24 protein-coding genes and 1 tRNA gene are annotated in these 24,934 nt (G+C 72.8%); 11 read left to right on the forward strand and 14 right to left on the reverse strand.

Annotated features, from left to right (window positions below):
• Positions 1-11: 11 nt before the first annotated feature.
• Positions 12-1,001 (forward strand): NADP-dependent oxidoreductase, encoded by a 990-nt coding sequence (locus tag AAW13_RS17645; RefSeq protein ID WP_046732818.1) that lies wholly within the window; start codon positions 12-14, stop codon positions 999-1,001.
• Here AAW13_RS17645 and AAW13_RS17650 read toward each other — a convergent pair.
• From AAW13_RS17650 to AAW13_RS17665, 4 genes are all read right to left on the reverse strand, one after another.
• Positions 998-1,312, reverse strand: coding sequence for a DUF202 domain-containing protein (locus tag AAW13_RS17650; protein ID WP_046732817.1), 315 nt, complete (start codon positions 1,310-1,312; stop codon positions 998-1,000). The two genes, AAW13_RS17645 and AAW13_RS17650, sit on opposite strands and share 4 nt — an antisense overlap.
• The gene (locus AAW13_RS17655; RefSeq protein WP_046732816.1) at positions 1,309-1,701 is read right to left on the reverse strand and encodes a YidH family protein; all 393 of its coding nucleotides are present in this window, start codon (positions 1,699-1,701) and stop codon (positions 1,309-1,311) included. Before AAW13_RS17655 ends, AAW13_RS17650 begins: the two co-directional genes overlap by 4 nt.
• A gap of 176 nt (positions 1,702-1,877) precedes the next feature.
• Entirely contained in the window at positions 1,878-2,408 is a 531-nt protein-coding gene (locus AAW13_RS17660; RefSeq protein ID WP_046732815.1) for an NUDIX hydrolase, read from the reverse strand.
• Positions 2,409-2,485: 77 nt separating this feature from the next.
• Complete coding sequence (locus AAW13_RS17665) at positions 2,486-3,397, reverse strand: DMT family transporter (RefSeq protein ID WP_240528640.1); 912 nt, start codon at positions 3,395-3,397, stop codon at positions 2,486-2,488.
• Positions 3,398-3,770: 373 nt separating this feature from the next.
• Here AAW13_RS17665 and AAW13_RS17670 point away from each other — a divergent pair, with 373 nt between their 5' ends.
• From AAW13_RS17670 to AAW13_RS17680, 3 genes are all read left to right on the forward strand, one after another.
• Positions 3,771-4,748, forward strand: a complete 978-nt coding sequence (locus AAW13_RS17670) for a hypothetical protein (RefSeq protein WP_240528641.1) — start codon at positions 3,771-3,773, stop codon at positions 4,746-4,748.
• Positions 4,749-4,821: 73 nt separating this feature from the next.
• The gene (locus AAW13_RS17675) at positions 4,822-5,562 is read left to right on the forward strand and encodes a molybdopterin-dependent oxidoreductase (RefSeq protein ID WP_046732814.1); all 741 of its coding nucleotides are present in this window, start codon (positions 4,822-4,824) and stop codon (positions 5,560-5,562) included.
• Positions 5,546-6,169, forward strand: a complete 624-nt coding sequence (locus AAW13_RS17680; protein ID WP_046732813.1) for a cytochrome b/b6 domain-containing protein — start codon at positions 5,546-5,548, stop codon at positions 6,167-6,169. The genes AAW13_RS17675 and AAW13_RS17680 overlap by 17 nt, the downstream gene beginning before the upstream one ends.
• A 70-nt stretch (positions 6,170-6,239) precedes the next feature.
• Here AAW13_RS17680 and AAW13_RS17685 read toward each other — a convergent pair whose 3' ends face one another.
• Positions 6,240-7,637 (reverse strand): GntP family permease, encoded by a 1,398-nt coding sequence (locus AAW13_RS17685; RefSeq protein WP_046732812.1) that lies wholly within the window; start codon positions 7,635-7,637, stop codon positions 6,240-6,242.
• A gap of 23 nt (positions 7,638-7,660) precedes the next feature.
• On the reverse strand, positions 7,661-8,182 hold the full coding sequence (locus tag AAW13_RS17690) for a gluconokinase (RefSeq protein WP_046732811.1): 522 nt from the start codon (positions 8,180-8,182) through the stop codon (positions 7,661-7,663).
• 149 nt (positions 8,183-8,331) lie between these two features.
• Between AAW13_RS17690 and AAW13_RS17695 the strand changes: the two genes are divergently transcribed.
• A complete protein-coding gene (locus AAW13_RS17695; RefSeq protein WP_046732810.1) occupies positions 8,332-9,033 on the forward strand; it encodes a FadR/GntR family transcriptional regulator in 702 nt (233 codons plus the stop codon).
• A gap of 5 nt (positions 9,034-9,038) precedes the next feature.
• Here the strand turns inward: AAW13_RS17695 and AAW13_RS17700 are convergent, their stop codons facing one another.
• The 4 genes from AAW13_RS17700 to AAW13_RS17715 form a co-directional block, all read right to left on the reverse strand.
• Positions 9,039-9,461: a YchJ family protein gene (locus AAW13_RS17700; RefSeq protein ID WP_071659583.1), complete on the reverse strand. Its 423-nt coding sequence runs from the start codon at positions 9,459-9,461 to the stop codon at positions 9,039-9,041.
• A gap of 14 nt (positions 9,462-9,475) precedes the next feature.
• Positions 9,476-10,849 carry a M1 family metallopeptidase gene (locus tag AAW13_RS17705; RefSeq protein WP_046732808.1) on the reverse strand — a complete coding sequence of 458 codons (1,374 nt, stop codon included), beginning with the start codon at positions 10,847-10,849 and terminating at the stop codon, positions 9,476-9,478.
• 80 nt (positions 10,850-10,929) lie between these two features.
• Positions 10,930-14,796 (reverse strand): Pls/PosA family non-ribosomal peptide synthetase, encoded by a 3,867-nt coding sequence (locus AAW13_RS17710; protein ID WP_046732807.1) that lies wholly within the window; start codon positions 14,794-14,796, stop codon positions 10,930-10,932.
• A 273-nt stretch (positions 14,797-15,069) separates the two neighbouring features.
• The gene (locus tag AAW13_RS17715; RefSeq protein WP_046732806.1) at positions 15,070-15,513 is read right to left on the reverse strand and encodes an ATP-binding protein; all 444 of its coding nucleotides are present in this window, start codon (positions 15,511-15,513) and stop codon (positions 15,070-15,072) included.
• Positions 15,514-15,754: 241 nt separating this feature from the next.
• Here AAW13_RS17715 and AAW13_RS17720 point away from each other — a divergent pair, with 241 nt between their 5' ends.
• Complete coding sequence (locus tag AAW13_RS17720; protein ID WP_046732805.1) at positions 15,755-16,621, forward strand: helix-turn-helix domain-containing protein; 867 nt, start codon at positions 15,755-15,757, stop codon at positions 16,619-16,621.
• Between the two features lie 3 nt (positions 16,622-16,624).
• Positions 16,625-16,855 carry a DUF397 domain-containing protein gene (locus AAW13_RS17725; protein WP_046732804.1) on the forward strand — a complete coding sequence of 77 codons (231 nt, stop codon included), beginning with the start codon at positions 16,625-16,627 and terminating at the stop codon, positions 16,853-16,855.
• A 107-nt stretch (positions 16,856-16,962) separates the two neighbouring features.
• Here the strand turns inward: AAW13_RS17725 and AAW13_RS17730 are convergent.
• Positions 16,963-17,050: transfer RNA gene (locus AAW13_RS17730), tRNA-Leu, on the reverse strand.
• A 199-nt stretch (positions 17,051-17,249) separates the two neighbouring features.
• On the opposite strand from AAW13_RS17730, the gene AAW13_RS17735 reads away from it, so the two are divergent.
• The 3 genes from AAW13_RS17735 to AAW13_RS17745 all read left to right on the forward strand — a co-directional run bounded on the left by AAW13_RS17735 (position 17,250) and on the right by AAW13_RS17745 (position 20,266).
• Positions 17,250-18,575, forward strand: a complete 1,326-nt coding sequence (locus AAW13_RS17735) for a M20/M25/M40 family metallo-hydrolase (protein WP_046732803.1) — start codon at positions 17,250-17,252, stop codon at positions 18,573-18,575.
• A gap of 145 nt (positions 18,576-18,720) precedes the next feature.
• Positions 18,721-18,954, forward strand: a complete 234-nt coding sequence (gene chpH, locus AAW13_RS17740; protein ID WP_046732802.1) for a chaplin ChpH — start codon at positions 18,721-18,723, stop codon at positions 18,952-18,954.
• A 163-nt stretch (positions 18,955-19,117) separates the two neighbouring features.
• A complete protein-coding gene (locus tag AAW13_RS17745) occupies positions 19,118-20,266 on the forward strand; it encodes a chaplin family protein (protein ID WP_420855472.1) in 1,149 nt (382 codons plus the stop codon).
• An 85-nt stretch (positions 20,267-20,351) separates the two neighbouring features.
• On the opposite strand, the gene AAW13_RS17750 is transcribed toward AAW13_RS17745, so the two are convergent.
• Positions 20,352-20,540, reverse strand: a complete 189-nt coding sequence (locus AAW13_RS17750; protein WP_046732800.1) for a DUF5703 family protein — start codon at positions 20,538-20,540, stop codon at positions 20,352-20,354.
• Between the two features lie 47 nt (positions 20,541-20,587).
• Here AAW13_RS17750 and AAW13_RS17755 point away from each other — a divergent pair, with 47 nt between their 5' ends.
• On the forward strand, positions 20,588-21,316 hold the full coding sequence (locus AAW13_RS17755; protein ID WP_046732799.1) for a hypothetical protein: 729 nt from the start codon (positions 20,588-20,590) through the stop codon (positions 21,314-21,316).
• Positions 21,317-21,399: 83 nt separating this feature from the next.
• On the opposite strand, the gene AAW13_RS17760 is transcribed toward AAW13_RS17755, so the two are convergent.
• Positions 21,400-23,742 (reverse strand): helix-hairpin-helix domain-containing protein, encoded by a 2,343-nt coding sequence (locus tag AAW13_RS17760; protein ID WP_046732798.1) that lies wholly within the window; start codon positions 23,740-23,742, stop codon positions 21,400-21,402.
• Positions 23,739-24,722: an aldo/keto reductase gene (locus AAW13_RS17765; protein ID WP_046732797.1), complete on the reverse strand. Its 984-nt coding sequence runs from the start codon at positions 24,720-24,722 to the stop codon at positions 23,739-23,741. Before AAW13_RS17765 ends, AAW13_RS17760 begins: the two co-directional genes overlap by 4 nt.
• Positions 24,723-24,934: the final 212 nt, after the last annotated feature.

The following is a 24,934-nucleotide window of genomic DNA, read 5'->3' on the forward strand; positions in this document are numbered from 1 at the left end:
GGGTCGTGGGCATGAAGGGCATCAGTTACAGCCGGTACGGCGGTCCCGAGGTGCTGGAGTACGGCGAGGTCGAGGACCCCACGGTCGGCCCTGATTCGGTGCTGGTGAAGGTCCGCGCGGCGGCCGTCAACCCGGTCGACTGGAAGTGCCGCGAGGGCCTTCTGGACGGCGTCCTGGACGCGGTCTTCCCGGTGGTCACGGGCTGGGACGTGTCCGGTGTGGTCGTCCGGCCGGGCGCCGCGGTCACCGAGTTCGCGGCCGGCGACGAGGTGATCGGCTATGTCCGCGAGGACTTCCTCTCCCGGGGCACCTGCGCCGAGTACGTCGCCGCGCCCGTGCGCACCCTCGCCCGCAAACCGCGCAACCTCGGCTTCGAGGAGGCCGCGGGGCTGCCGCTGGCCGGTCTCACCGCCTACCAGGTGCTCGTGCACGCCCTGGAGGTCAAGCGCGGCGAGACGGTCCTCGTGCACGCCGCCGCCGGCGGGGTCGGCTCCCTGGCCGTCCAGCTCGCGGCCCACCTCGGTGCCCGGGTCATCGGCACGGCGAGCGAGGGCAACCACGCGTTCGTACGGGGGCTCGGCGGCGAACCGGTGAGCCACGGCCGGGGCCTGGCCGAACGCGTCCGGGGGCTGGCCCCGGAAGGGGTGGCCGCGGTCTTCGACACGATCGGCGGGGACACCCTGGCCACCTCGGCGAACCTGCTCGCCCCCGAGGGCCGGATGGCCTCCATCGCCGACCCGGCCGTGGCGGACCTCGGCGGCCGATACTGCTTCGTGCGCCCCGACACCGAGGACCTCAGACGACTCGCGGCGCTCGCCGAACAGGGGGCGCTGGTCGTGCACGTCGCCGAGACGTTCCCGCTGGAGCGGACGGCCGACGCCCAGCGGCGCAGCGCGGAGGGACGGACCCGGGGCAAGCTGGTGATCACGGTGAGCGGGCCGGCGGAGGGCCAGCCCGGAGCCGGGCGTCCTCGCGGCCGGCGTCCTGTCGGGGCGTCCTAGACGACCAGGGCCAGCGCGCAGAGTGCGACGGCGACCGTGCACAGGACCGCCGTGGTCGCCTGCCGGGGAGGCAGCGCCGGGGGGCGGCCGGTGGCCGCGAGGGCGCGGATCCGGCGGTTGGCGACGAGCAGGAAGCCCAGCCAGAGGGCACAGCAGCCCGCGCAGGCGACGATCCCGGCGGCCGAGGTGCTGTCGTGCAGCGCGGTCTTCGCGGCGAGGACACCGACGACGGTGGCGGAGAGCGTGGTGCGGCGCCAGGCCAGCCGGGTCCGCTCCGGCTGGAGCCCGGGGTCACGGGCGGGCCCGGTCATCCCTCCCACCCGACGAGCACCACGACCACCATCGCCACGGCGACCACGGCGACGACCACGCTCAGCAGGGCCGGGAAGCGGGAGACCGGCAGGTCCTCACCGCGCCGCATCGCCCGCTCGCAGCGCATCCAGTGGTTCACGGCGCGCAGCGAGCACAGCACGCCGGCGGCGAGCAGCGCGAGCGCGAGGCCGACGCGCCAGCCCCAGCGGAGGTCGGGCAGGAACTGGTCCACGGCGAAGCCGCCGCCGATCAGGGCGAGAGCGGTGCGCAGCCAGGCCAGGAAGGTCCGCTCGTTGGCGAGGGAGAAACGGTAGTCGGGGGTCGTCCCCTCCTGCCGCACGGCCTCGGGGGCGAACCACAATCGGACGTTCCGCGCGAATTCGATCACGTGCAGGAAGCCTACCGGGGGGCCGCGGGGGGCCGCGCGGGCGTCCGGCCGCGGGCCGGTCGGGGCCGGTGGCGGCAGGTCGCGCGGTTCCTCGCGCCCTTTCGGAGCGTGCCCTTTCGAAGCGTGCCCTTTCGAAGCGTGCCCTTTCGAAGCGTGCCCTTTCGGAGCGTGCCCTTTCAGAGCGTGCCCTTTCCATGGGCGCTTCGCCACTCCCGCAGCCTGTCCCAGGCCGCGAAGCCGTCCGGCACCCACTCCCATTCCCCGAGGCGGGCCGTCAGTTCCTCGTCGGTCAGGAAGGTGTGCCAGGCCACCTCCTCCGCCTGTGGATGGACCGGCAGCTCGCAGCGGACCTCGTACACCGCCGACCACCAGCTCTGCCCGGCGCCGTTGTCGTACAGGAACTTGAACAGGAACGCCGGCCGGGGAAGCCCGGTCACCCCGAGTTCCTCCTCGGCCTCCCGGAGCGCGGCGTCGTCGTAGGACTCGCCCGCGCCCACCACGCCCCCGACGAACATGTCGTACAGGGAGGGGAAGACCAGCTTGGTCGCGGTGCGGCGGTGGACGAAGACGCGGCCCGCGGCGTCCCTGGCCTGGATGAAGACGCAGCGGTGGCGCAGGCCCCGGGCGTACGCCTCGCCGCGGGGGGACTGCCCGGTCACCCGGTCGTTCTCGTCGACGATGTCGAGGATTTCGTCAGCAGCGCTCATGCGGCCATCCAAGCAGGCCTCGGGCGGCGAGCGAGGGGCGTCGGCGCGGCTGGAGGTCGGGCGGCGAGCGAGGGGCGTCAGCGTGGCTGGAGGTCCAGGGACTGCTCCTTGGGCGCCGCACCGCGCGGCATCGCCGGGTGCAGCCCGAGCAGCACGATGCCCGCCACGACCGCCGCGAGCCCGGCCGCTTCCCAGGCCAGCGCCCCGGTGTCGGTGCGCAGCCGGTCCCCGAGGAAACCCACGCCGCACAGGATCCCGGCGAGCGGCTGGGCCGCGGTGAGCGCCGGCAGCGACATCCGCAGCTCCGCCGTCTCGAACGCGCTCTGCACGAGGATCAGCCCGGTGACTCCGAGCACGAGCACGCCGTACGGCTGCCAGCCGGTCAGCACCTCCATGATGCCGCCCTCGGAGAAGCGGGTGCTGGTGACGCGGGTCAGCGCGTCCTGGACGCCGTAGAGCAGGCCGGCGGCGAGGGCGAGCAGGGTGGGCCCGGCGCTCAGCCGGGACCGTTTGGCGTAGGTGGTGAGGAGCAGGGCGATGCCGACCACCAGGCCGATGATGAGCCAGTGGCGCAGCGGGTTGGCGATGGCGTTGCCACCGCGTGGCTCGCCCGCCAGGATGAACGCGGTGACCCCGCCCGCGAGCAGCAGCAGGCCGGCCCAGCCCTGGTGGCTGAGGGGGTGCTTGGTCTGGTGTCTGGAGAGCGCGAGGGCGAAGAGCAGGTTCGTGGCGAGCAGCGGCTCGACGAGGGAGATCTCGCCCTTGCCGAGGGCGACCGCTCCCAGGACCATGCCGGCCACCATCAGGCCGATCCCGCCCAGCCAGCGCGGCACCCGCATCAGGTCGAGCAGCAGCCGGGGCGAGAGGAAGTCGCTGAGCGGGGCCTTCTGGGCGACGTTCTGCTGGAGCACGAACCCGAAGCCGAGGCAACAGGCCGCGCTCACGGCGAGAACCAGAACCAGGACGGACACGCTGCGTACCTCGATCATGCGGCCGGGCTACGGGGTGCGTAGTGGCCGACTGTAGCGCTGCCGGACAGGTATTGCTCCGGGAGTACCCGGAACCGGGCGACGGACTCGGTCATGACGGCCGGGTCGATCGCGGAGGATGGATCGGAGCGGCGGCGGAACCGCACTGCCATGGTCCGACGCCCGGACGGCTCGCGCCATGGCGTACGCCACAGCAGGAACCCGAAGCCCTACGGTCACGGTACGCCAAACGCCGCCCGGCGCGCGTCAAGTTCCGTCTGTTCCAGGGTAGTTGAACTGAGGACCAGCGGTGTCCGGCTTGACGCAAAGTCTTGGCTGGGGGTTTGCTGTGCGTGATCGGCCGATGGCAGCCCGACAACCAGGAAGTTCCGCGGTGCCCCCAACCCCGCCCCTCGTAGGCCCAGGCCGGGCCGTTGCCGAAGGCCACCCCGCGGCAGCGCACCCCAGGTGCGAACACTGCCCCGACGACGCCCTCGGCGACGCCGAACTCATCTCCGCCCGCGCCGCGTTGGCCCAGGGCCGCTGGCAGTCCGCCCGCTCCCTGTTGCTCCACACGGGTGAGGACTGGGACCGCCGGGGCCACCGGGTCACCGTTCTCGCGCGCGAGCCCTACGCCATCGCCTGGTCCCGCGAGTGGCTGCTGGCCGAGCCCGGCTCCCCGGGCGCCGCCTGCCTGTACGCGCTGACCCTGGTCCGGCGGGCGCTGCGCGGCAAGGAGCCGCCCGAGCGGGCCCGCGACGCCTGCGGCAGCGCCGCCGCGCTGGCCCCCGCCGACCCCACCCCCTGGCTCGGCCTGCTCCTGCTGGCCCGGCACCTGGGCACCGACGAGGAGGTCCGGGGCGCCTTCGCCGAGGTGCGCCGCCGGCACCCCGAACACCATCACGCCCACCACCTGATGACCGCCCGCCTCGCGGAGACCGAGCCCGGGACCCGGGGGGCGTACGAGCTGCGCGCCTTCGCGGAACGCTCGGCCGCCGAGGCGCCGGCGGACTCCCCGCTCGCGGTCCTCCCGGTCGTCGCGTACAACGAACGCCACCGGGCGCTGGCCGCCACCGGAAGGGCGCCCGCCGCCCCGGCCGGCGCCGCGCACTGGGCCGAGCCGGCCGCCCGCCGCGCCCTGAGCGCCGCCTTCGACTGGTGGCTGGAGTGGGGCATCGAGGAGCACCCCCGCCGGCACGTCGACCTCAACCACCTCGCCCAGGCCACCTGCGACGCCGGCCGGTACGCCGAGGCGGCCGCCCTTTTCCAGCGCATCGGCCGGCACACCACCGAGGTGCCCTGGTCGTACCCCGACCGCGACCCCTGCGAGGCGTTCCGGGCGGCCCGGCACCGGGCGCTGGGAGGTTCATGAGAAGAGGTTGTGGATTCCTTACGGCCGCCGGATTTCGTGGCCGGACCCGCCCGGACGGTGTTCGAATGGGTACGTGAATTCTGAACCGACCGGGGAACCACGGCCCGGCGAGGACGGCAGGCCGATCGGCCGCCGGGTGTTCCTGGGCACCCTCGGCCTCGGCGCGCTCGGCGTGGTGACCGCTCCCGTGCTCCAGCGGGTCACCGAGACGGTCCTCGGCACCTTCTCCGGCAAGGACCCCACGGGCCTGACCGGGCTGCTGCCGAACGGCGGCGGGTTCCGCTACTACTCGGTGACCGGGTCGGTGCCGGACAGGACCGCCGCCGACTACCGGCTGAAGATCGACGGGCTGGTCGACGAGGAGCGCACCTACACCCTCGCCGACCTGCGCGCCCTGCCGCAGACCAAGCTGGTCAAGGACGTCCAGTGCGTGACCGGCTGGCGGGTGCCCGACACGCCCTTCGAGGGCGTCCGGCTCTCGCACCTGCTCGACCTGGCCGGCGTCCGCGACACCGCCAGGGCGATCCGCTTCACCTGCTTCGACGGCGCCTACACCGAGAGCCTCACCCTCGACCAGGCCCGCCGGCCGGACGTCATGGTCGCCCTGCGCATGCAGAACAAACCCATCGGCCACGACCACGGCGGCCCGGTCCGCCTCTACGTCGCCCCGATGTACTTCTACAAGTCCGCGAAGTGGCTCTCCGGGATCACCGTCACGGACAAGGTGGAACCGGGCTACTGGGAGAAGCTGGGCTACGACGTCGACGCCTGGGTCGGCAAGTCGAACGGACGGGACGATGAGCCTACGGGTTGAGGCGCCGGCCGCCACGGACCGGCTGCGCCGCTTCACCGCCGCCGAGCGCTGGATCCACCGCACGACGGCGGCGCTGATGGGCGTCTGCGTCCTGACCGCCGCCTGCCTCTACATCCCGACGCTGGCGGTTCTCGTCGGCCGCCGGGAACTGGTCGTCCGGATCCACGAGTGCGCGGGCCTCGCCCTCCCCGTCCCGGTCCTGCTCGGACTCGCCTCCCGCGCCTTCCGCAGGGACCTCGGCTTCCTGAATCGCTTCGGCCCCCACGACAGGCTCTGGCTGCACGCCGTCCTGGCCCGCGACAGGCGCCGCTCCTCCCGCCCGGCGGGCAAGTTCAACGCCGGGCAGAAGATCTACGCGAACTGGATCGCCGGCGCGACCCTGGTGATGCTCGCCACCGGCCTGATGATGTGGTTCACCCACCTCACCCCGCTGATGTGGCGCACCTCGGCCACCTTCGTGCACGACTGGCTGGCCCTGACGATCGGCGTCGTCCTGGCCGGCCACATCGGCATGGCCCTCGGCGACCCGGAGGCGAGGCGGGGCCTGCGGACCGGGTCGGTGAGCCGGGACTGGGCCAAGCGCGAGCATCCGCTGTGGCGGCCCTGAGGGGCGTGTTGCGAAAGTCCCGCCTGCCTCACGACGCCGTGCACGCGCAACACGCCCTGGCGGGGTCCGGCTAGATCACCAGGGACAGCAGGAGGACCAGGGCGCCCGCCACCACCGAGATGATCGTCTCCATCACGGACCAGGTCTTGATGGTCTGGCCGACGCTCAGGCCGAAGTACTCCTTGACCAGCCAGAACCCGGCGTCGTTGACATGGCTGAAGAACAGCGAGCCCGCGCCGATGGCCAGGACCAGGAGGGCCGTGTGGGCCGTCGACATGTCGGCGGCCAGCGGAGCCACCAGGCCCGCCGCCGAGACCGTGGCCACCGTCGCCGAGCCGGTGGCGAGCCGGATCGCGACCGCGATCAGCCAGGCCAGCAGCAGTGCCGGGATCGACCAGTCCTTGGATATGTCCAGGATCATCTGGCCCACCCCGCAGTCGATCAGCGTCTGCTTGAAGCCGCCGCCGGCGCCCACGATCAGCAGGATGCCCGCGATGGGCATGAGCCCCTTCTCGACCGTCTGGGAGATCCGCTCCCGGGAGAACCCGGCCGGCCGGCCCAGCGTGAACATGCCGACGATCACCGCCGCGAGGAGAGCGATCAGCGGCGAGCCGACGACGTCGAAGACGCGCTGCACGGTGTGCGCCGGGTCGTCCACGACGATGTCCACCAGCGCCTTGGACAGCATCAGGACGACCGGGAGCAGGATGGTGGCGAGTGTGGCACCGAAGCCGGGGCGCCGCTCCAGCTCCTCCGACGCGCGCTGCGGGAGCATCCGGTCGGGTGCCTGGACGTCCACCCAGCGGGCCGCGACCTTGGAGAACAGCGGACCGGCGACCACCACGGTGGGAATGGCGACCAGGACGCCGAGGGCCAGGGTCACGCCGAGGTTCGCGTGGACCGCGTCGATCGCGACCAGCGGGCCGGGGTGCGGGGGCACCAGACCGTGCATCACGGACAGACCCGCGAGCGCCGGGATGCCGATGCGCATCAGGGAGTAGTTGCCGCGCCTGGCCACCATCAGCACGACCGGGATCAGCAGCACGATGCCGACCTCGAAGAAGAGCGGCAGCCCGACCACGGAGGCGATCAGCACCATCGCCCACGGCATCGCGCGTCCGCCCGCCTTGGCGAGGATCGTGTCGACGACCTGGTCCGCGCCGCCGGAGTCGGCGAGCAGCTTGCCCAGGATCGCCCCGAGCGCGATCAGGACGCCCACGCCGGCGACGGTGGTGCCGAGCCCGGTGGTGAAACTGGTGATCACCTTGTCCAGCGGTGCCCCGGCGAACGCGCCGAGCGCGAGCGAGCCGACGGTCAGCGCCAGGAAGGCGTGGAGCTTGAACTGGGTGATGAGCAGGATGATGACCGCGAAGCCCGCCAGCACGGCGATGCCCAGCTGGGCATGTCCGGCCGACGTGATGGGCGCGACGGGGTCCGCAGCCAGCAACTCGACACTGAGTCTGGTCACAGGGTTTCCTCTGGCGGTATGGGTTACTGGTCGGTGGGGTCGGGAAGGGCGTCCAGCGCCCGGACGGCACGGGCGGTGATCTCCTCGGGAGTGCCGGAGACCTCCACGGCGACGCCCGCCTCGTCCGCCGCCAGCGGCTGGAGCGTGGCGAACTGGGAGTCCAGCAGCGCGGTCGGCATGAAGTGACCCTGCCGGTGCGACATCCGGTCCTCGATGAGCTTGCGGTCGCCGGTGAGGTGCACGAACACCACCCCGGGCGCGGCGGCCCGCAGCCGGTCGCGGTACGCCCGCTTCAGCGCCGAGCTGCTGACCACCCCGCCGAGCCCGGCCCGCCCGTGCGCCCAGGCGCCTATGGCGTCCAGCCAGGGCCACCGGTCGGCGTCGTCCAGCGGGTGACCGGCCGACATCTTGGCGATGTTGGCCGCCGGGTGGAAGTCGTCGCCCTCTGCGTACGGGACGCCGAGCCGGGCGGCGAGCAGAGGACCGATCGTGGTCTTGCCCGTGCCGGCGACGCCCATCACCACGACGACGTGGGGGGTCCGCATCACTGCCTCGCTGTCTTCCTCGACATCGGCACCGGCGAACGTCATCCGGTGCCGGCCCAAATGAAACCCATTAGGTACGACGAATTCAAGAGTGTGTGACAAATAAGTCTGACTTTTTGTGCCTGTGATCCGCTCTGTACGCTGAGTGCATGAGCACACCGGGCCGAGGGCTGCACGGCCGCGTACTGGACACCCTCGGTCCCGCCATCACCGCGGGCGAGTACCCGCCGGGCAGTGTCCTGCGCACGGACGAACTGGCCCAGCACTTCGAGGTCTCCCGCTCGGTGATGCGCGAGGCCGTCCGGGTCCTGGAGTCCATGCACCTGGTCGAGTCCCGCCGCCGGGTGGGCGTCATCGTCCGCGCCAAGGCCGAGTGGAACGTCTACGACCCGCAGGTGATCCGCTGGCGGCTGGCCGGCGCCGACCGCCCGCACCAGCTGCGCTCGCTCACGGTGCTGCGCTCGGCGATCGAACCGGTGGCGGCCCGGCTGGCGACGCGGAACGCCACCGCGGAACAGTGCGCCGAACTCACCGAGTGCGCGCTCGGCATGGTGGCCAACTCGCGCGGCCACCGGCTGGAGCAGTACCTAGTCCATGACATGGCGTTCCACCGGGTGATCCTCACCGCGTCCGGCAACGAGATGTTCGCCCGGCTCGGTGACGTCGTCGCCGAGGTCCTCGCGGGCCGCACCCACCACGAGGTGATGTTCGAGGACCCCGCCCCCGCCGCCGTCACCCTGCACGTGCAGCTCGCCGAGGCGGTACGGGAGGGCGACGCGGACCGGGCGGAGCGGCTGACCCGCGCGATCACCGTCGGCGCCCTCGAGGAACTGGACGTGCTCGCGCCGTAGCGCCGCTACGCCTGCGGGAATTCACCGTCCACGTACACCCACGCCCCGTCCACCCGCTCGAACCGGCTGCGCTCCACCAGCGAACCACCCTGGAAGGAGGCCCGGAAGGTGACCGTGCCGGTGGTGTGGAAGGCCGAGCCGTCGGTCGTCCCCAGGATCTCCAGGCCGGTCCAGCGCATCCCCGGCTCGAAGTCGATCCCCGGCGGACGCGTCCGCGGATGCCAGGTCCGCAGGAGGTACCCCTCGTCCCGCTCGACGAAGGCGCTGTAGCGCGAGCGCATCAGCCGCTCCGCGGTGGGCGCCGCCGCACCCCGGTGGAACCGGCCACAGCACCCCTCGTACGTCTCAGCGAGGCCGCAGGGACAGGGGGTGCCGTGAGCCGGTGCGGAGCCGGGCTGCCGCCGGGGCTGCGGGGTACGTCGGGCCATGCGCCTATTTTCGCCTACGCCGACTCGGCATTGGTGGGCGGCTGCGCCGGACGCGCCGGGACCGACTGGGTGGGCAGCGCGGGCAGCGGCGCCCGGTGCACCCAGGCGTCGAACAGCCCGTCCAGCGGTTCGTCGGCGAAGCGGTTCACGTGCGCCTGGAACGTCGCCGTGGTCACGGCCCCGCCCCGGTGCAGCCCCGCCCACGCCCGCAGCATGTGGAAGAACCGCTCGTCGCCGAGCGCGCAGCGGATCGCGTGGACCGTGACCCCGCCGCGCTCGTAGAGCCGGTCGTCGAACATGGCCTTCTTGCCCGGGGCGGCGATCCGGATGTCCTGCGGCAGCCCCGCCAGCAACCGGTGTGCGATCCCCGCCAGTTGCTGGGCGCTACGGCCACCGGACCGCTCCGACCACAGCCATTCCGCGTACTTGGCGAGCCCCTCGTTCAGCCAGATGTGCCGCCAGTCGGCGATGGACACGCTGTTGCCGAACCACTGGTGGGCGAGTTCGTGCGCCACCAGCCGCTCCGAACCCCGCGCCCCGTCCACGTGGTTGGCGCCGAACAGCGACAACCCCTGGGCCTCGACGGGGACGTCGAACTCCTCGTCGGCGACGACGACCGCGTACTCGTCGAACGGGTACGGCCCGAACAGCCGCTGGAACAGGTCCATCATCGCGGGCTGCCGCGCGAAGTCCCTGGAGAACTCGGGCAGCAGATGAGCCGGTATGTGCCCGTGCATCGGCACCCCGCCGAAGCCCGGGTCGCCCAGCAGCACGGTCTGGAACTTGCCGATCGCGAGGCTCACCAGGTAGCTCGACGTCGGCGCCGCCTGTTCGTACACCCAGGTCGTGGTGGACGCCTTGGTGGTCCGGGTCAGCAGCCGGCCGCCGGCCACCACCGAGTAGGCGGACGGGCAGGTGACCGAGATCAGATAGGACGCCTTGTCGGCGGGCCGGTCGTTGCACGGGAACCAGGAGGGCGCGCCGACCGGCTGGCTCGCCACCAGCGCGCCGTCCGTCAGCTCCTCCCAGCCGATCCCGCCCCAGGGGCTGTTCACCGGCCTGGGATTGCCCGACCAGTGGATCTCCACGGTGAACGCGGCCCCGGCGCGCAGCGGCTTCGCGGGCTTCACCCGCAGCTTGCCGCCGCGGTGCGTCCAGTGCGGCTGGCGGCCGTCCACCCGGATCCGGCCGATCTTGAAGTCGGCCAGGTTCAGCTGGAACTCGGGCAGCGCTGCCCGGCCCGCGATCGCGTTGATCCGGGCCATGCCGGACAGGCGGTTGGGTCCGGGCCGGTAGTCCAGCGTGAGCTCATAGCGATGCACCCGGTACCGGGCGTCGCCGTTGTCCGGGAAGTACGGGTCCGGACCCGCTGACTGCTGCACTGCCACTTCCGCGTTCGCTCCCTGCGCTGTGCTCGAACCGTCTCTCGGTGCACCGATGCCCGCGGCCACCGTCGGACGGCCCGCGCTCAGGGACGCCATGCCTCGATCGGGTTGCCGAGCCAGCGGGTGTCGTCGGGAACCGACTCCGCCGCCATGACGAGCGACGCGGGACCCAGGGTGGTACGGGCCCCGATCGTGCTGCCGGGCAGCACGATCCCGCCAGGGCCCAGCGTGGCGCCCTCACGGAGAACCACAGTATCCGTCCGCAAGATCCGGTCGTGGAAGAGGTGAGTTTGCAGGACACAGCCGCGGTTCACGGTGGCCGCGTCCTCCAGGGTCACCAGATCGGTCTCCGGGAGCCAGTAGCTCTCCACCCAGACGCCCCTGCCGACGCGCGCACCGAGACCGCGCAGCCAGGCCGTCATCAAGGGTGTACCCGGAACCGAGCCGGCCAGCCACGGCACCGCAAGCACCTCCACGAAGGTGTCCGCCAGCTCGTTGCGCCACACGAACGAACTCCACAGCGGGTGCTCCCCGCTGCGGTGCCGCCCGACCAGCAGCCACTTGGCCAGCACTGACACCAGACCCGCGGCCGCACCGGCGCCGAGCAGCACCAGGCCGGACAGCAGCGGCGCCCAGGCGCCCAGCGCGCACAGCGCGGCGACCGTCAGTCCGGCCAGCGCCACCGAGCACAGCACCGGCACGATCCGGCACGTCTCCACCAGCGCCCGTGCCCACAGCAGCCGCGCCGGCGGCTCGTAGGTGCGGCTCTGGTCGCCGTCGGCGGCGCTGCGCGGCAGCTTCACCGGCGGCAGCCCCAGGTACGACGTGCCCTTCTTGGCCTTCTTCGGCGTCGCCGACAGCACGCCCACCAGACCGCCGTCGGGCACGCTGCGGCCCGGCGCGGTCATCCCGGAGTTCCCGAGGAAGGCCCGCCGTCCGATCTCCGCGCGCCCGATCCGCACATAGCCGCCACCGAGCTCGTACGGCGCGGTCAGCGTGTCGTCGGCCAGGAACGCGCCCTCGCCGACCGTCGTCAGGCTCGGCAGCGCCAGCACCGTCGACACCTCGGCACCCCGCCCGATCCGCATCCCGAGCAGCCGCAGCCACACCGGCGTGACAAGCCCGGCGTACAGCGGGAACAGGGTCTCGCGGGAGCGGTCCATCAGCTGGGACACGGTCCACGCCTGCCAGCCGACCCGGCTGTGCGTGGGGTGCGTGCCGACCCGCAGACCCAGGCTGAGCAGCCGGACGGCGACCAGGATCAGCAGGGCGTACGCCAGCCCGAAGGCGAGGGTGGCCGGGACCAGGGCGACCGCCGCGCCCCGCAGAGCCTCGCCCAGACCGTCCCCGGGGGCCACGAAACGCCCGGCGACCAGCAGCGCGGCGGCACCGGACAGCACCGGGAGCGCGCTCAGCCCGAGACCCGTCAGGCCGTACATCACCCGCCAGTAGGTGCCGCGCTGCGGCCGGTGCTTGGGCCAGTTCCGCTTGGCCTTGCCCAGCTTGACCGCCGGGGCGCCGGCCCAGCGCTGACCGGTCGGGATCTGCCCGGTGACCGCCGAACCGGGGGCCACCTCGGCGCGCTTGCCGACCCGGGCGCCCGGGAACAGCATGCTGCGGGTGCCGACGACCGCGTGGGCGCCGATCCGGACCGGGCCGATCACCAGCCGGTCGCCGTCCAGCCAGGAGCCGGACAGGTCCACCTCGGACTCCACGGCGGCACCGCGCCCCACCCTGAGCAGACCGGTGACCGGCGGCAGCGAGTGCAGGTCCACGTCGGGACCGATCTTGGCGCCCAGCGCCCGCGCGTACCGCTCAAGCCAGGACCCCGTCAGCGCGGTCGCGCCGGCTGACTCGGCGAGCCGTTCGGCCGTCCACAGCCGCAGGTGGACGGAGCCGCCGCGCGGGTACGTGCCCGGCTTCACGCCCCGCAGCAGCAGCCGCGCGCCACCGGCCGCGAGCGCGATCCGGCCGGGCGGGGTGAACAGCACCAGGGCCCCGGCGGCGACCAGCCACCAGGAGGCCGTGGGCAGCCAGCCGTAGCCGCCCAGCACGTTGCCGAGCGCGGCGAGGACCACCGTCCAGCGCAGCCCGAGGAGGGTGAACAGGGGGAGCAGGAGCAACAGCTGCACCAGCTGGGCCCCGCGCGGCACCGGCGCGATGGTGCGCTCGGCGCCGTCGTCCTGCACGGACTCTTCCAGCCGGCGGGCCAGCTTGCGCAGCACCGGCTGCTGGTAGATGTCGAGGACGGCCGCGCTCGGGTAGCGGGTGCGCAGCCGGGTGGTGAGCTGGGCGGCGGACAGGCTGCCGCCGCCGATCGCGAAGAAGTCGTCGGAGGCGCTGGTCACCGGGATGCCCAGGACCTCGGTCCACTGCTCGGCGAGCCAGGCCTCGGTGCCGTACAGCTGCTCGGCCGGGCCGCCGCTCTCCAGGCCCTCCAGGGGCCAGGGGAGGGCGTTGCGGTCGACCTTGCCGGAGGTGCGGGTGGGCAGCTCGGCGACCGGCGCGAGCAGCGGCACCAGCGCGGCGGGCAACTCGGCGCGCAGCTTCTCGACGGCCGCCGCCTGGTCCCAGCCGTCCTGGGTGACGACATAGCCGACCAGCAGCTGGTTGCCGCTGCGCGCGGTCCGTACGGCCGCCGCCGCGCCCGCGACGCCGGGCAGCGCCTGAAGGGCCGCGTCCACCTCGCCGAGCTCGATACGCCGGCCGCCGAGCTTGATCTGCTCGTCGGCCCGCCCGAGGAACACCAGTCCCGCACGGTCGGCGCGCACCAGGTCACCGCTGCGGTACGCCCGCTCCCAGCCCAGCGACTCCAGGGGCGCGTACTTCTCCGCGTCCTTCTCGGCGTCGAGGTACCGGGCGAGACCGACGCCGCCGATCACCAGCTGGCCGCTGTCGCCCATCGCCACGGGCTCGCCCGCGTCGTCCACGACGGCGAGCTCCCAGCCGTTCAGCGGCAGCCCGATGCGGATCGGCTCCTCGCCGGTCATCAGGGCCGCGCAGGCGACCACGGTGGCCTCGGTGGGCCCGTAGGTGTTCCAGACCTCGCGGCCCTCGGTGACCAGCCGCTGCGTCAGCTCGGGCGGGCAGGCCTCACCGCCGAAGATCAGCAGGCGGACGTCGTTCAGGGTCTCGGGCTCCCAGAGGGCGGCCAGGGTCGGCACGGTCGAGACGACGGTGATCTCCTGCTCGACCAGCCAGGGGCCGAGGTCGGCACCGCTGCGCACCTGGGAGCGCGGCACCGGCACCAGACAGGCGCCGTAGCGCCAGGCGAGCCACATCTCCTCGCAGGAGGCGTCGAAGGCCACCGAGAGGCCCGCCATGACCCGGTCGCCGGGGCCGATCGGCTCCTCGGTCAGGAACAGCGCGGCCTCGGCGTCCACGAAGGCGGCGGCGCTGCGGTGGGTGACTGCGACGCCCTTGGGCTTGCCGGTGGAACCGGAGGTGAAGATGATCCAGGCGTCGTGCCCGGTGCCGGGCCGGCCGGCGGGTCTGCCGGAGTCGCGCCGGACATCGATCTCCAGGCCCGCGCCCACGACGGCGCCGACCTCCGCCTCCCCGAACACCAGCGCGGCCCGCTCGTCCGGGTCCTCGGCGTCCACGGGCACATAGGCGGCACCGGCGGCCAGCACGCCGAGCACGGCGACGTACAGGTCGTTGGTTCCGGACGGGACCCGGACGCCCACGCGGTCGCCGAGCCCGATCCCGGCCCCGGCCAGTCGCCGCCGCAGCCGCTCCACCTCCGCCGCGAGCGCGCGGTAGCTGAGCTGGGTGGTGCCGTCGTCCAGTGCGGGCTCCTCGGGATGGGCCCGTACACTCGCTTCGAAGACGTCCACGAGCGTGCGCGGCGACGCCGCCGGCCCGGCCGAGAACCGTGCCGTGTCCCCGAACTCCTCGCGGATCTCCTCGTCGAGCAGGCCGAGAGCACTGCTCTCGTCAGTCGCTGCCATCCGGTCCTCGCGTCTCGTTCCCGGAACCCTCCGGGGCGCCGGCGGGCCCTCAGGTCTGCCTGGGGTTGTCCGGCTCCGGCTGGGTAACAAACCGGAAATGTTAGTACGACGCTAGGCCGCCGTTCCTCTCGCGACCACTCGGAAGCGGCCGTTCGGGGCAGTCGGTTGAATCTTGAGCAAGCTCTGACCAGGGACTTCACGTGCCCGGCGAGAGATGGGCCACACAGCGTGATGCGGGCCAACTCCGTGTGTCCGGCGGCCCGCACCCGGCCCTCACGCGGCGCTGACCTCCGCCCAGATGGACTTGCCCCAGGGCAGGTTGCCGACACCCCAGCGGCCCGAGCAGAGCGCGTCGAGGATGAGGAGGCCGCGCCCGCGGTCCCGCTCCACCGAAATGGGGCGCAGGCGGGGGTGACGGCCCAGCGGGTCGTGCACCTCGACCCGGGTCCGGGCCGCGTCGCTGTCGATGACGAGACGCACCGGGTCGTCCGGGTCGGTCTCGTAGCGCAGGGAGTTGGTGACCAGCTCACAGGTGACCAGGGCGACGGCGTCGATGTGGTCACGGGAGGCGTCCGGGATGTGGTGCGTGATGAAGTCACTCACGTACCGCCGTGCCGCCCTGGCCGACTGGGGTTCGCTCGCCAGTAACAGGACGGGCGGCGGGGCGACTTGCAGTGCACGGGGTTCGGTCGCGGTGCTCCGCTGGCGTTCGATCATGTGGATCCCCTCACGGGCATGTCCCAACGCAGGCACGGTGGTTCGCCATGCGAGTGCGGTCACTTTCGTATTTCCCGGATTCATGGTGCCTTCCCGGCACAGTCGATCGCAATACGTCCCGCAGGATGTGAAAAATTGCGCGTGGTGTCGAGAGAGTTGCGGCACAAGTCGTCAGTCGGTGGCGAGGGTTGGGGCGGCACGGCAGACTGTCCGGCAGTTCATCGGACAGAAGGGGGAAGCCGTGAGCACGCCCACGGTGCGCCGGCGTCGGCTCGGTGCGAAGTTGCGCGACCTGCGCGGCGAGCTGACCCTCGACGAGGTCGCGGAGCACTCCGCAGGCGCGTTCGTCTCCTCGAAGCTGTCCCGGATGGAGACCGGCAAGACCGCCCCCAAGGCAGCGGACATCCAGGCGCTGCTCGACCTGTACGCGGAACTCGGCCGTGACGTCAGCGACGAGCTGCGCGCGGCCCTGATCATGCTCACCAAGGAGGGCGGCAGACGCGGCTGGTGGCATTCGTACCGGGGTGTGCTCACCCCGGTGTACGAGGACCTGATCAGCCTGGAGGCCGAGGCGGAGACGGTCTCCACCTGGCAGCTGGGCATGGTCCCCGGACTGCTCCAGACCGCGGAGTACGCCCGCGAGATCATCCGGGCGACCGCCATGTCCGAGGCGGTCGAGGCACGGGTCGACGCGCTCGTCGAGGTACGGCTGGCACGCCAGGCCGTCCTCACCCGGGACAGCGACCCGCTGGCGCTCTGGGCGATCATCTCCGAACAGGCCCTGCGCTCCACCACCGAGGATCCCGCCCTGATGTACGAGCAGTTGGGGCGCCTGCTTACGATGGGGCGGCGCCCGAACATCAACATCCAGGTGTTGCGATCGGACGCTCCCCTGCACGCCGGACTCACCGGCACCTTCAGCATCCTGGGCTTCGGTCCGCACACGGACCTGGACGTCGTCCACCAGGAAGGGCTGACCTCCGCCCTGTACATCGAGGAACGTGATCGGGTCTCCACGCACCGGGCCGCGTGGCAACGCCTCACGTCTGCCGCCGAGTCCGTCGAGGCGTCGGTGGAACTGATCACCCAGATAAGGAAGAACGAATAGCGAATGAAGCACGTTGACGACGCGTCGGCTCTGCCGGTCACCTGGTGGAAGTCCTCTGCGTCCGCATCACAGTCCGACTGCGTGGAATGCGGGATCGTCGACGGGGCGACGGTCGCCGTCCGGGACAGCAAGCGCCCGCACGGGCCCGCGCTGCTGTTCGGCCGGCCGTCGCTCTCCGCGTTCACCACGGCGCTGGCGCTCGGTGACGGCCGAACAGGCGACCGCCTCGACTGAGAGGCTCGACCGAAGGAATGGCGCCCACCGCGAGGTGGTCGCCTGCCGCTCTGCCCCGGAAAACCAAGAAACCCCTGCTCAGCAGGGGTTTCTTCGTGATTCCTTCATGGTGTCCGAGGGGGGACTTGAACCCCCACGCCCGATAAAGGGCACTAGCACCTCAAGCTAGCGCGTCTGCCATTCCGCCACCCGGACAAGGTGTCTGTCGTGCGGGGTTTCCCCCGCGGCGACGAAGGAAACACTACCAGGCTTTCCGGGGTGGCCGATCACACCCCGTTCCGGGCGGGGCCGGGCGTGAACGGCGTGTGACGGGCCGGGACCGCTCTTGGGGTCGGGACGGAAAGGGAGAGAGGATGGCCGGGACCGGCCGGCAGTGACAGCGGAGGGAAGCAGCGTGAGCGAGACGGACACGGCCAGGGGCGTCACCGGCGAGGACGAGGTCGTGGACCTCTGCCGCGAGCTGATCCGGTTCGACACCAGCAACTACGGCGACCACTCCGGCCCCGGTGAGCGCAAGGCCGCGGAATGGGTCGCGGAGAAGCTCGCCGAGGTCGGGCTGGAGCCGGAGATCTTCGAGTCCCACCCGGGCCGCGCCTCCACGGTGGCCCGCATCGAGGGCGCGGATCCCACCCGGCCCGCCCTGCTGATCCACGGGCACCTCGACGTCGTACCGGCCAACGCCGACGACTGGACCCACCACCCCTTCTCCGGCGAGGTCGCGGACGGGTGCGTGTGGGGCCGGGGAGCCGTGGACATGAAGGACATGGACGCCATGACCCTGGCGGTCGTGCGGGACCGGCTGCGCAGCGGCCGCAAGCCGCCCAGGGACATCGTGCTGGCCTTCCTCGCCGACGAGGAGGCCGGCGGCACCTACGGCGCCCGGTACCTCGTCGACCACCACCCGGGCCTCTTCGAGGGCGTCACCGAGGCGATCAGCGAGGTGGGCGGCTTCTCCTTCACGGTGAGCGAGGAGCGGCGGCTCTACCTGATCCAGACGGCCGAGAAGGGCATGCACTGGATGAAGCTGAAGGTGGCAGGCACCGCCGGGCACGGCTCGATGATCCACCGCGACAACGCGATCACCGAGCTGTCCGAGGCCGTCGCCCGCGTCGGCCGGCACAAGTTCCCGGTGCGGGTCACCAAGACCACCCGGGCCTTCCTCGACGAACTGGGCGACGCGCTCGGCACCCAGCTGGATCCGGAGGACATGGAGTCGACGCTGGCCCGGCTCGGCGGCATCGCCAAGCTCATCGGCGCGACGCTCAGCAACACCGCCAACCCGACCCAGCTGAACGCCGGTTACAAGGTCAACGTCATCCCGGGCGAGGCCACCGCGCACGTGGACGGACGGTTCCTGCCCGGTCACGAGGAGGAGTTCCTCGCCGACCTCGACCGGCTGCTCGGCCCGAACGTGGTCCGCGCGGACGTGCACTCCGACAAGGCGCTGGAGACGTCCTTCGACGGGGCCCTGGTGGAGGCCATGCAGTCCTCACTGCTCGCCGAGGACCCCACCGCGAAGGCGGTCCCCTACATGCTCTCCGGCGGCACCGACGCCAAGTCCTTCGACGACCTGGGCATCCGCGGCTTCGGCTTCGCGCCGCTCAGGCTGCCGCCGGAGCTGGACTTCGCCGGCATGTTCCACGGTGTCGACGAGCGGGTGCCGGTGGACGGCCTCCAGTTCGGAGTGCGAGTGCTCGACCGGTTTATCGACGCGTCGTGAATCACTGGCTTGGGCTAATCGAGCGACTGTACGAGTTCTCCTGAAAAGAGTGAATGCGACGATAAGCTCGTAGCTCCATTACTCCCTCCTCGTTACACCGGGTGCGATCCGCTACTTGGGATCGCATTGCCAACAAGGAGGAATAATGCTCAAGAAGGTCGTCGCTGCTGCGGCTGCCACTGGTGGTCTGGTTCTCGCGGGTGCGGGCCTGGCCGTCGCCGACTCGGGTGCCCAGGGCGCTGCCGTGGGTTCCCCGGGTGTCATCTCCGGCAACGTGATCCAGGTTCCCGTGCACGTCCCGGTGAACGTCTGCGGCAACACGATCTCCGTGATCGGGCTGCTGAACCCCGCCTTCGGCAACACCTGCATCAACAAGTGACGCCGGCTCCCTGAGGGGGCGTCTTTCCGTCGGCCCCGGAGCGCGCGCCACGCGCTCCGGGGCCGACCGGTTTTCCGCGGTTCTTTCCGCGCGGAATGCATACGGTCAGGATCCAAGGCAGGGGGGAATTCAGATAATGCGACAGGGTGCCCGTAAGGGCCTTATGACAGTGGCCGCGGCGACCGGCGTGATCGCCGCGGCGAGCGGCTACGCACACGCCGACTCGGGAGCCGTCGGCTCCGCCGGCGACTCACCGGGCGTGCTGTCCGGCAACACGGTGCAGGCGCCGGTGCACGTGCCGGTCAACGTCTGCGGCAACACCGTCAACGTCGTCGGCGCCCTCAACCCGGCGATGGGCAACAAGTGCGTCAACCACGGCACCCGCGGCGACGCGCCGGGCGGCTACGGCGACTCGGGCGGCCACGGTGGGTACGGCGACTCGGGCGGCTACGGCGACTCGGGCGGTCACGGCGACTCGGGCGGTCACGGCGGCGGTCACGGCGGCGGCCAGGGCGGCGGCCGGGGCGGTTCGCACGCGGGCGGCCACACCGGCGGCTCGCCCGGCGTCGGCTCGGGCAACACGGTGCAGGCGCCGATCGACGTACCGGTCAACGTGTGCGGCAACAGCGTCAACGTGATCGGCATCGGCAACACGGCCGCGGGCAACGACTGCGCCAACGACGGCGGCTACGGCGACCACGGCGGCTACGGCGGCTCGGGCGGTCACGGTGGCCACGGCGGTCATGGTGGCCACGGCGGTCATGGTGGGCACGGCGGTCATGGTGGCCACGGCGGTCATGGTGGGCACGGCGGTCATGGTGGGCACGGCGGTCATGGCGGTCATGGCGGTCATGGCGGTCACGGTGGTCACGGTGGTCATGGCGGTCACGGCGGGCACGGTGGCAACCCTGGAACCCCCGGAAACCCGGGGAATCCAGGGCACCCGGGTCAGCCGGGTACTCCGGGACACCCTGGTACTCCGGGACACCCTGGTACGCCGGGTCAGCCCGGTACTCCGGGGCACCCGGGCACTCCCGGTACTCCGGGCCAGCCGGGTACTCCCGGAAACCCCGGCACTCCGGGGCACCCCGGCACCCCCGGGCACCCCGGGGGCGGGAGTGTTCCGAGTGGGGGGCACGGGTCGTCCGTCGTCAGCCCGGTGGGCAGCAGTTCCGTGACGCAGCCCGGCAGCGGCGCCGCGCAGCTCGCGCACACGGGCAGTGACCTCCCGCTGGGCCTCGCGCTGCCCGCGGGCGCCGGCGCGCTGCTCGCGGGTGCGGTGCTCTACCGCAAGGCGCGCGCCACGGCGTAGCGCACGGACGGTGACGCACCGGCGGCGGTGCGTGGACCGGAACGGGCCCCGTCGACGCGGGGCCCTTTCCGTCAGTCGGCCAGTCTCACCATGTGGCACGCACCTGGCGGATGATCCGCCGGCGCAACCGCACCCTGCGGCTGCCGTCGCGCATGAGGCTCAGTCGGTCCAACTCCCAGTGTCCGTACTCGGCATGGTCCGTCAGCAGACGTGTGGCCTCCTTGCGGGACACCCCGCGAGGTACGTACACGTCGACAAATTCGTATTCCGGCATCGCATCTATTGTGCGGGCTGGTGCCCGGTACGGATAGCGTCTGCACTATGTCTGATGCTGCGCAGCCCACCGCTGCCGAGGTACGCGCCGCCGCCGAGGCGGTCAAGACCGCGCTCGACCGCCATCTGGCCGCGGTCGAACGCAGGTCGGGGGAGGACGACCCGGCTGTCTACGAGGCGTTCAACCAGCTTGCCGCGGCCGCCGAGGTCTACGACGAGCTCCTGTACGACCGCTACGACGAGGTCACGCCCTTCGAGATCCCCGGCACCGATGACTCGCTGCCGCCGTACGCCGGTCCCGAGGAACCGAACGCGATCAGCGTGCTGATCCGCCGCGACTACGCCGTGGCGGAACCGCAGCGACTGCTGGCGCAGGCCCAGCGGGTCCAGGCCGCGGAGTACGGCGACGGCCCCGGCGTGGGCGAGGACGCCGCCGGCACGATCCACGAGGCCCTGGGGGTCCTGTTCGGCGAGTTCGAACCGGACGAGATCGCCTCCCGGCACAAGGAGTTCGGGCTGGAGGAGGGCGACTCCACGCTGTGGGTGACCGCGGCGGAGGAACCGGCCGAGCCCGGCGAGTGGCTGGAGGCGCCGTTCGAGGGCGTCGATCCGCAGCTGGTGGTGTGCCGGTTCGACGTCAGCGCGGTCTTCGACGACGAGGACGACGGCGACGACGGCGACGACGGCGACGACGGGGACACGGAGGGGTCCGACGCGCTGGAGGACGACCTCGACCTCGACGAGGACCTGGAACCGCTGGACGCCGCCGACCGCTGACCCGCCCCGGCCGGTGGTGCCGGACCGGTCCTCCGTGACCGGTCCGGCACCGCCGCCGCGGGGTCCCGTGGCGGTCAGGGCGGTCAGCCCGCCGTCGGCACCAGCGTCCTGAGCAGCAGCGGGAGCCGGGTCGTCCGGGGCTTCGGCAGGGCCTCGGCCACCGCCCTCGGCAGGGCCTGCTCCACGCCGTGCACCACCGACAGATGCCGCTCCGCCCGGCTGAACGCCGTGTACACCCAGGGACGGCTGAGGGACTGGGCCGCGTCCCCCGGCAGCACCACGACCGCCGCCGGCCACCGGCCGCCCGCCGCCTGGTGGGCGGTCACCGCCCAGCCGTGCCGCACGGACTGCTCGACCTGCTCCTTGGACACGACGACGGGCCCGCCCGCGCACGACAGGTGCAGCCCGTCGCCGTCCGCCTTCACCACTCGGCCCGGCAGCGTACGGCCCGGTGCGGGGGAGTAGGCGATCCGGTCGCCCGGGTCGAAGCCGCCGAAGCGGCCCGGGCCCGGATTGAGCCGTTCCTTGAGAGCGGTGTTGAGGGCCCGGGTGCCCGCCGCGCCGCCGTGGCCCGGGGTGATCACCACGGTCTGCTCGGCGGGGACGCCGATGGCGCGCGGCACGGAGTCGGCGACCAGCTGCACCGTCCGGTGCACCGCCTCGCCGGCGTCCCGCACCGGCACGATCACGACCTCCTTGCCGGGCGCGTCGACCTGGAGGAGTTCACCGACACCGATCCCGGAGACCAGCTCGCCGAGCGGACCGGGGTCGGGCGTACGAGAGGCGAGCTGCGGGCACACGCGGGCCGCCAGCAGGTCGGCGAAGACCCGCCCCGGCCCCGCCGACCACAGCACCGCGGGATCCCCGCTGAGCACCAGCCGCGCCCCGTCGGGAAGCGCCTCCACGACCATGGCCGCGCTCTCCACGTCCAGCTGGGGCGCGTCCAGCACGATCAGCAGGTCGAGGTCGAGAGCGCCCTCCGCGTCCCGGCCGGGCCCCTCCGCACCGGCGAGCAGCCCGGCGACCGTGCCGACGGCCGCCGCGCCGTCCTCCTGCGGTGCCGTCAGCTGCCGGCACCCGTCGGGGGTGTGGGCGGCGGCGAAGGCACGCAGACCCGCGGCGCGGGCGGCGGCCAGCAGCGCGGCCGGCTCGGGGCGGGCCGCCTCGCCGCCCGTGTGCAGCACGAGCCCGTGTCCGGCGACCGCCCTCGCCAGCTCGGCCGCGCCCCCCGAGGCCGCCGCGGCGACCGCGTCCCAGGGCCCTGGCGCGTCCTTGGCCAGGGAGTTGACCAGCCGGGCCAGTCCGTCGGCGAGGCTCTCCTCGGCCAGCGCGTACCGCTCCAGACCGACCAGGACCCGGACCGGCCGCTCCTCCTCGTCGTCCGCGGGTTCCGGGGCGCCCGGATCGAGCGCGTCCTGGAAGACCAGGGCCTCGCCCTCGGCGAGCGCGCTCTGCACGGCCGCGTCCGGGTCCGGCACCGCCCGCTGGGCCAGCGCCGCGGCCAGCGTCGGCATCTCCAGCGCGGTGTGCCCGGCGAGGGCGGCCTGTTCGAGGAGCCAGCCGGTCAGCGCCCGGCCGCGCCGCTCGTCGTCCGGGCCGCACTCCGCGCCGAGCAGCGCCCGCGCGAACCCGTCGGCCTGGTCCGGGCGCACGCCGGGGACCCGCAGCAGCTGCCAGGGGTCCTCCCGCAGCAGGACGTCCGCCCCCTCGCCGAGGGCGGCGGCGACCTGGGGTGCGAGTGACTCCGGGGCACCGCCGTCGGCCAGGACCCCGCGTACCGCCGTGACCGTCTCGGCGGCGGGCCCGGTGGCGGCCGGGGCGGCGGGCTGCGGCCGACGGACCGGCTCCGGGGCGGCGGCCGCCCGGCGCGGAGCCGGTTCCGGGTCGCCGAACACGGTGGCCGCCGGCTTCTCGCCGCCCTCCACCGCCCGGATCGCCGCGAGCAGGTCGGCCGCCTTGCCGCTGAGCTTGCCGCCGCTCTCGACGGGACCCCTCCGCTCGGCCTTCCGCCGTTCGATCCGCTCCCGCTCGACCCGCTGAGCGGCCAGCTCGGCCTCTGCCTCAGACCGCTGAGCCGCGTCCGCCGAGTCGCCACCGGAGCCGGACCCACCGCCCGGCGCGGAGCCGGAGGCCGTCCCGTCGCCCTGAGCCCCGCCGCCGACGCCCTCAGGGCCGGCCGCCTCGGCTCCGTCACTCCCGGCCCCGCCGCCGACGCCCTCCGGGCCGGCCCCTCCGGCTCCGCTGCCTTCGGCTTCGTCGGCTTCGTCGGCGTCGGTTCTGCTGTCGTCGTCCCGGCTGTTCGTGCCGGTCGCGTCGGCGCCCGGCGAGTCGCTCGCTTCGGCTGGGCCGGCGGTGAGGTTCGCGGCCTCCGGCGTCCCCTCGTCGTCGGCCTCGGGCGTGGCGCCCAGCCCCGGCTCCGTGCTCACAGCGTGCTCCAGTCGTGATCGGGATAGCGGTGCACGGGCGCCGACACGTCGTCGAGGGCCCGGCAGATCTCGTCAGGAAGCGTAAGTGCCTCCACTGACAACGCCGCCGTGAGCTGCTGCGCGTTGCGCGCGCCGACGATCGGCGCGGCCACGCCCGGCCGGTCCCGCACCCAGGCGAGCGCCACCTGGAGCGGTGTCACCGCGAGCCCGTCGGCCGCGGTCTGCACCGCGTCCACGATCCGGGTCGCGGTGTCGTCGAGGTACGGCGCGACGAAGGGCGCCAGGTGCTCGGACGCGCCCCGTGAGTCCGGGGGAGTGGCGTTGCGGTACTTCGCGGTGAGCACACCCCGGCCCAGGGGGGAGGACGGCAGCAGGCCGATGCCCAGGTCCAGCGCGGCCGGCAGCACCTCGCGTTCGACGCCGCGCTGGAGCAGCGAGTACTCCAGCTGCGTGCTGGCCAGCCGGGTGCGGTGGCCGGGCGCCGCGAGCTGCCAGGTGGCCGCCTTCGCCAGCTGCCAGCCGCAGAAGTTGGAGACGCCCGCGTAGCGGGCCCGGCCGCTGCTGACGGCCAGGTCGAGGGCGTGCAGGGTCTCCTCAAGCGGCGTGTCCGGGTCGTAGGCGTGCACGTGCCAGACGTCGACGTGGTCGGTGCCGAGACGGGCCAGGGAGGCGTCCAGCGCGCCGAGCAGATGGCCACGTGAGCCGTCGAAACGGCGGTCGGGGTCGGGGACGCTGCCCGCCTTGGTCGAGATGACCAGGTCCCGGCGCGGCACCAGCCCTTCTATGAGCTGCCCGAGCAGGTACTCGGCCTCTCCGTCGCCGTACACGTCCGCGGTGTCGACGAGGGTGCCGCCGGCCTCCCAGAACGTCTTCAGCATGTCCGCGGCGTCGTGCTCGTCGACGTCCCGGCCCCAGGTGAGGGTGCCGAGTCCGATTCTGGACACGCGAAGGCCGGTACGGCCGAGATGCCTCTGCTCCATGTCCGCGAGATTACTGGCCAGAGTTGATGCGTTGGGTTGCCTGTGGATAACCGATTTCCCCAGCACGGGGGCTTCGAAGGTACGGGACTCACCCGGCCAAGGTGCGCGGGGCCGTATCGGTACGCGGCTGCGCCGCGCGAGCGGGACGAGCCTTCACCACTCGCAGTCCCGCAGTCGACGCGAACCTGTACCCCCGTGCCGGAATCCGCCAC

The organism is Streptomyces humi, from assembly GCF_001005085.2.
Classification (GTDB): Bacteria; Actinomycetota; Actinomycetes; order Streptomycetales; family Streptomycetaceae; genus Streptomyces; species Streptomyces humi.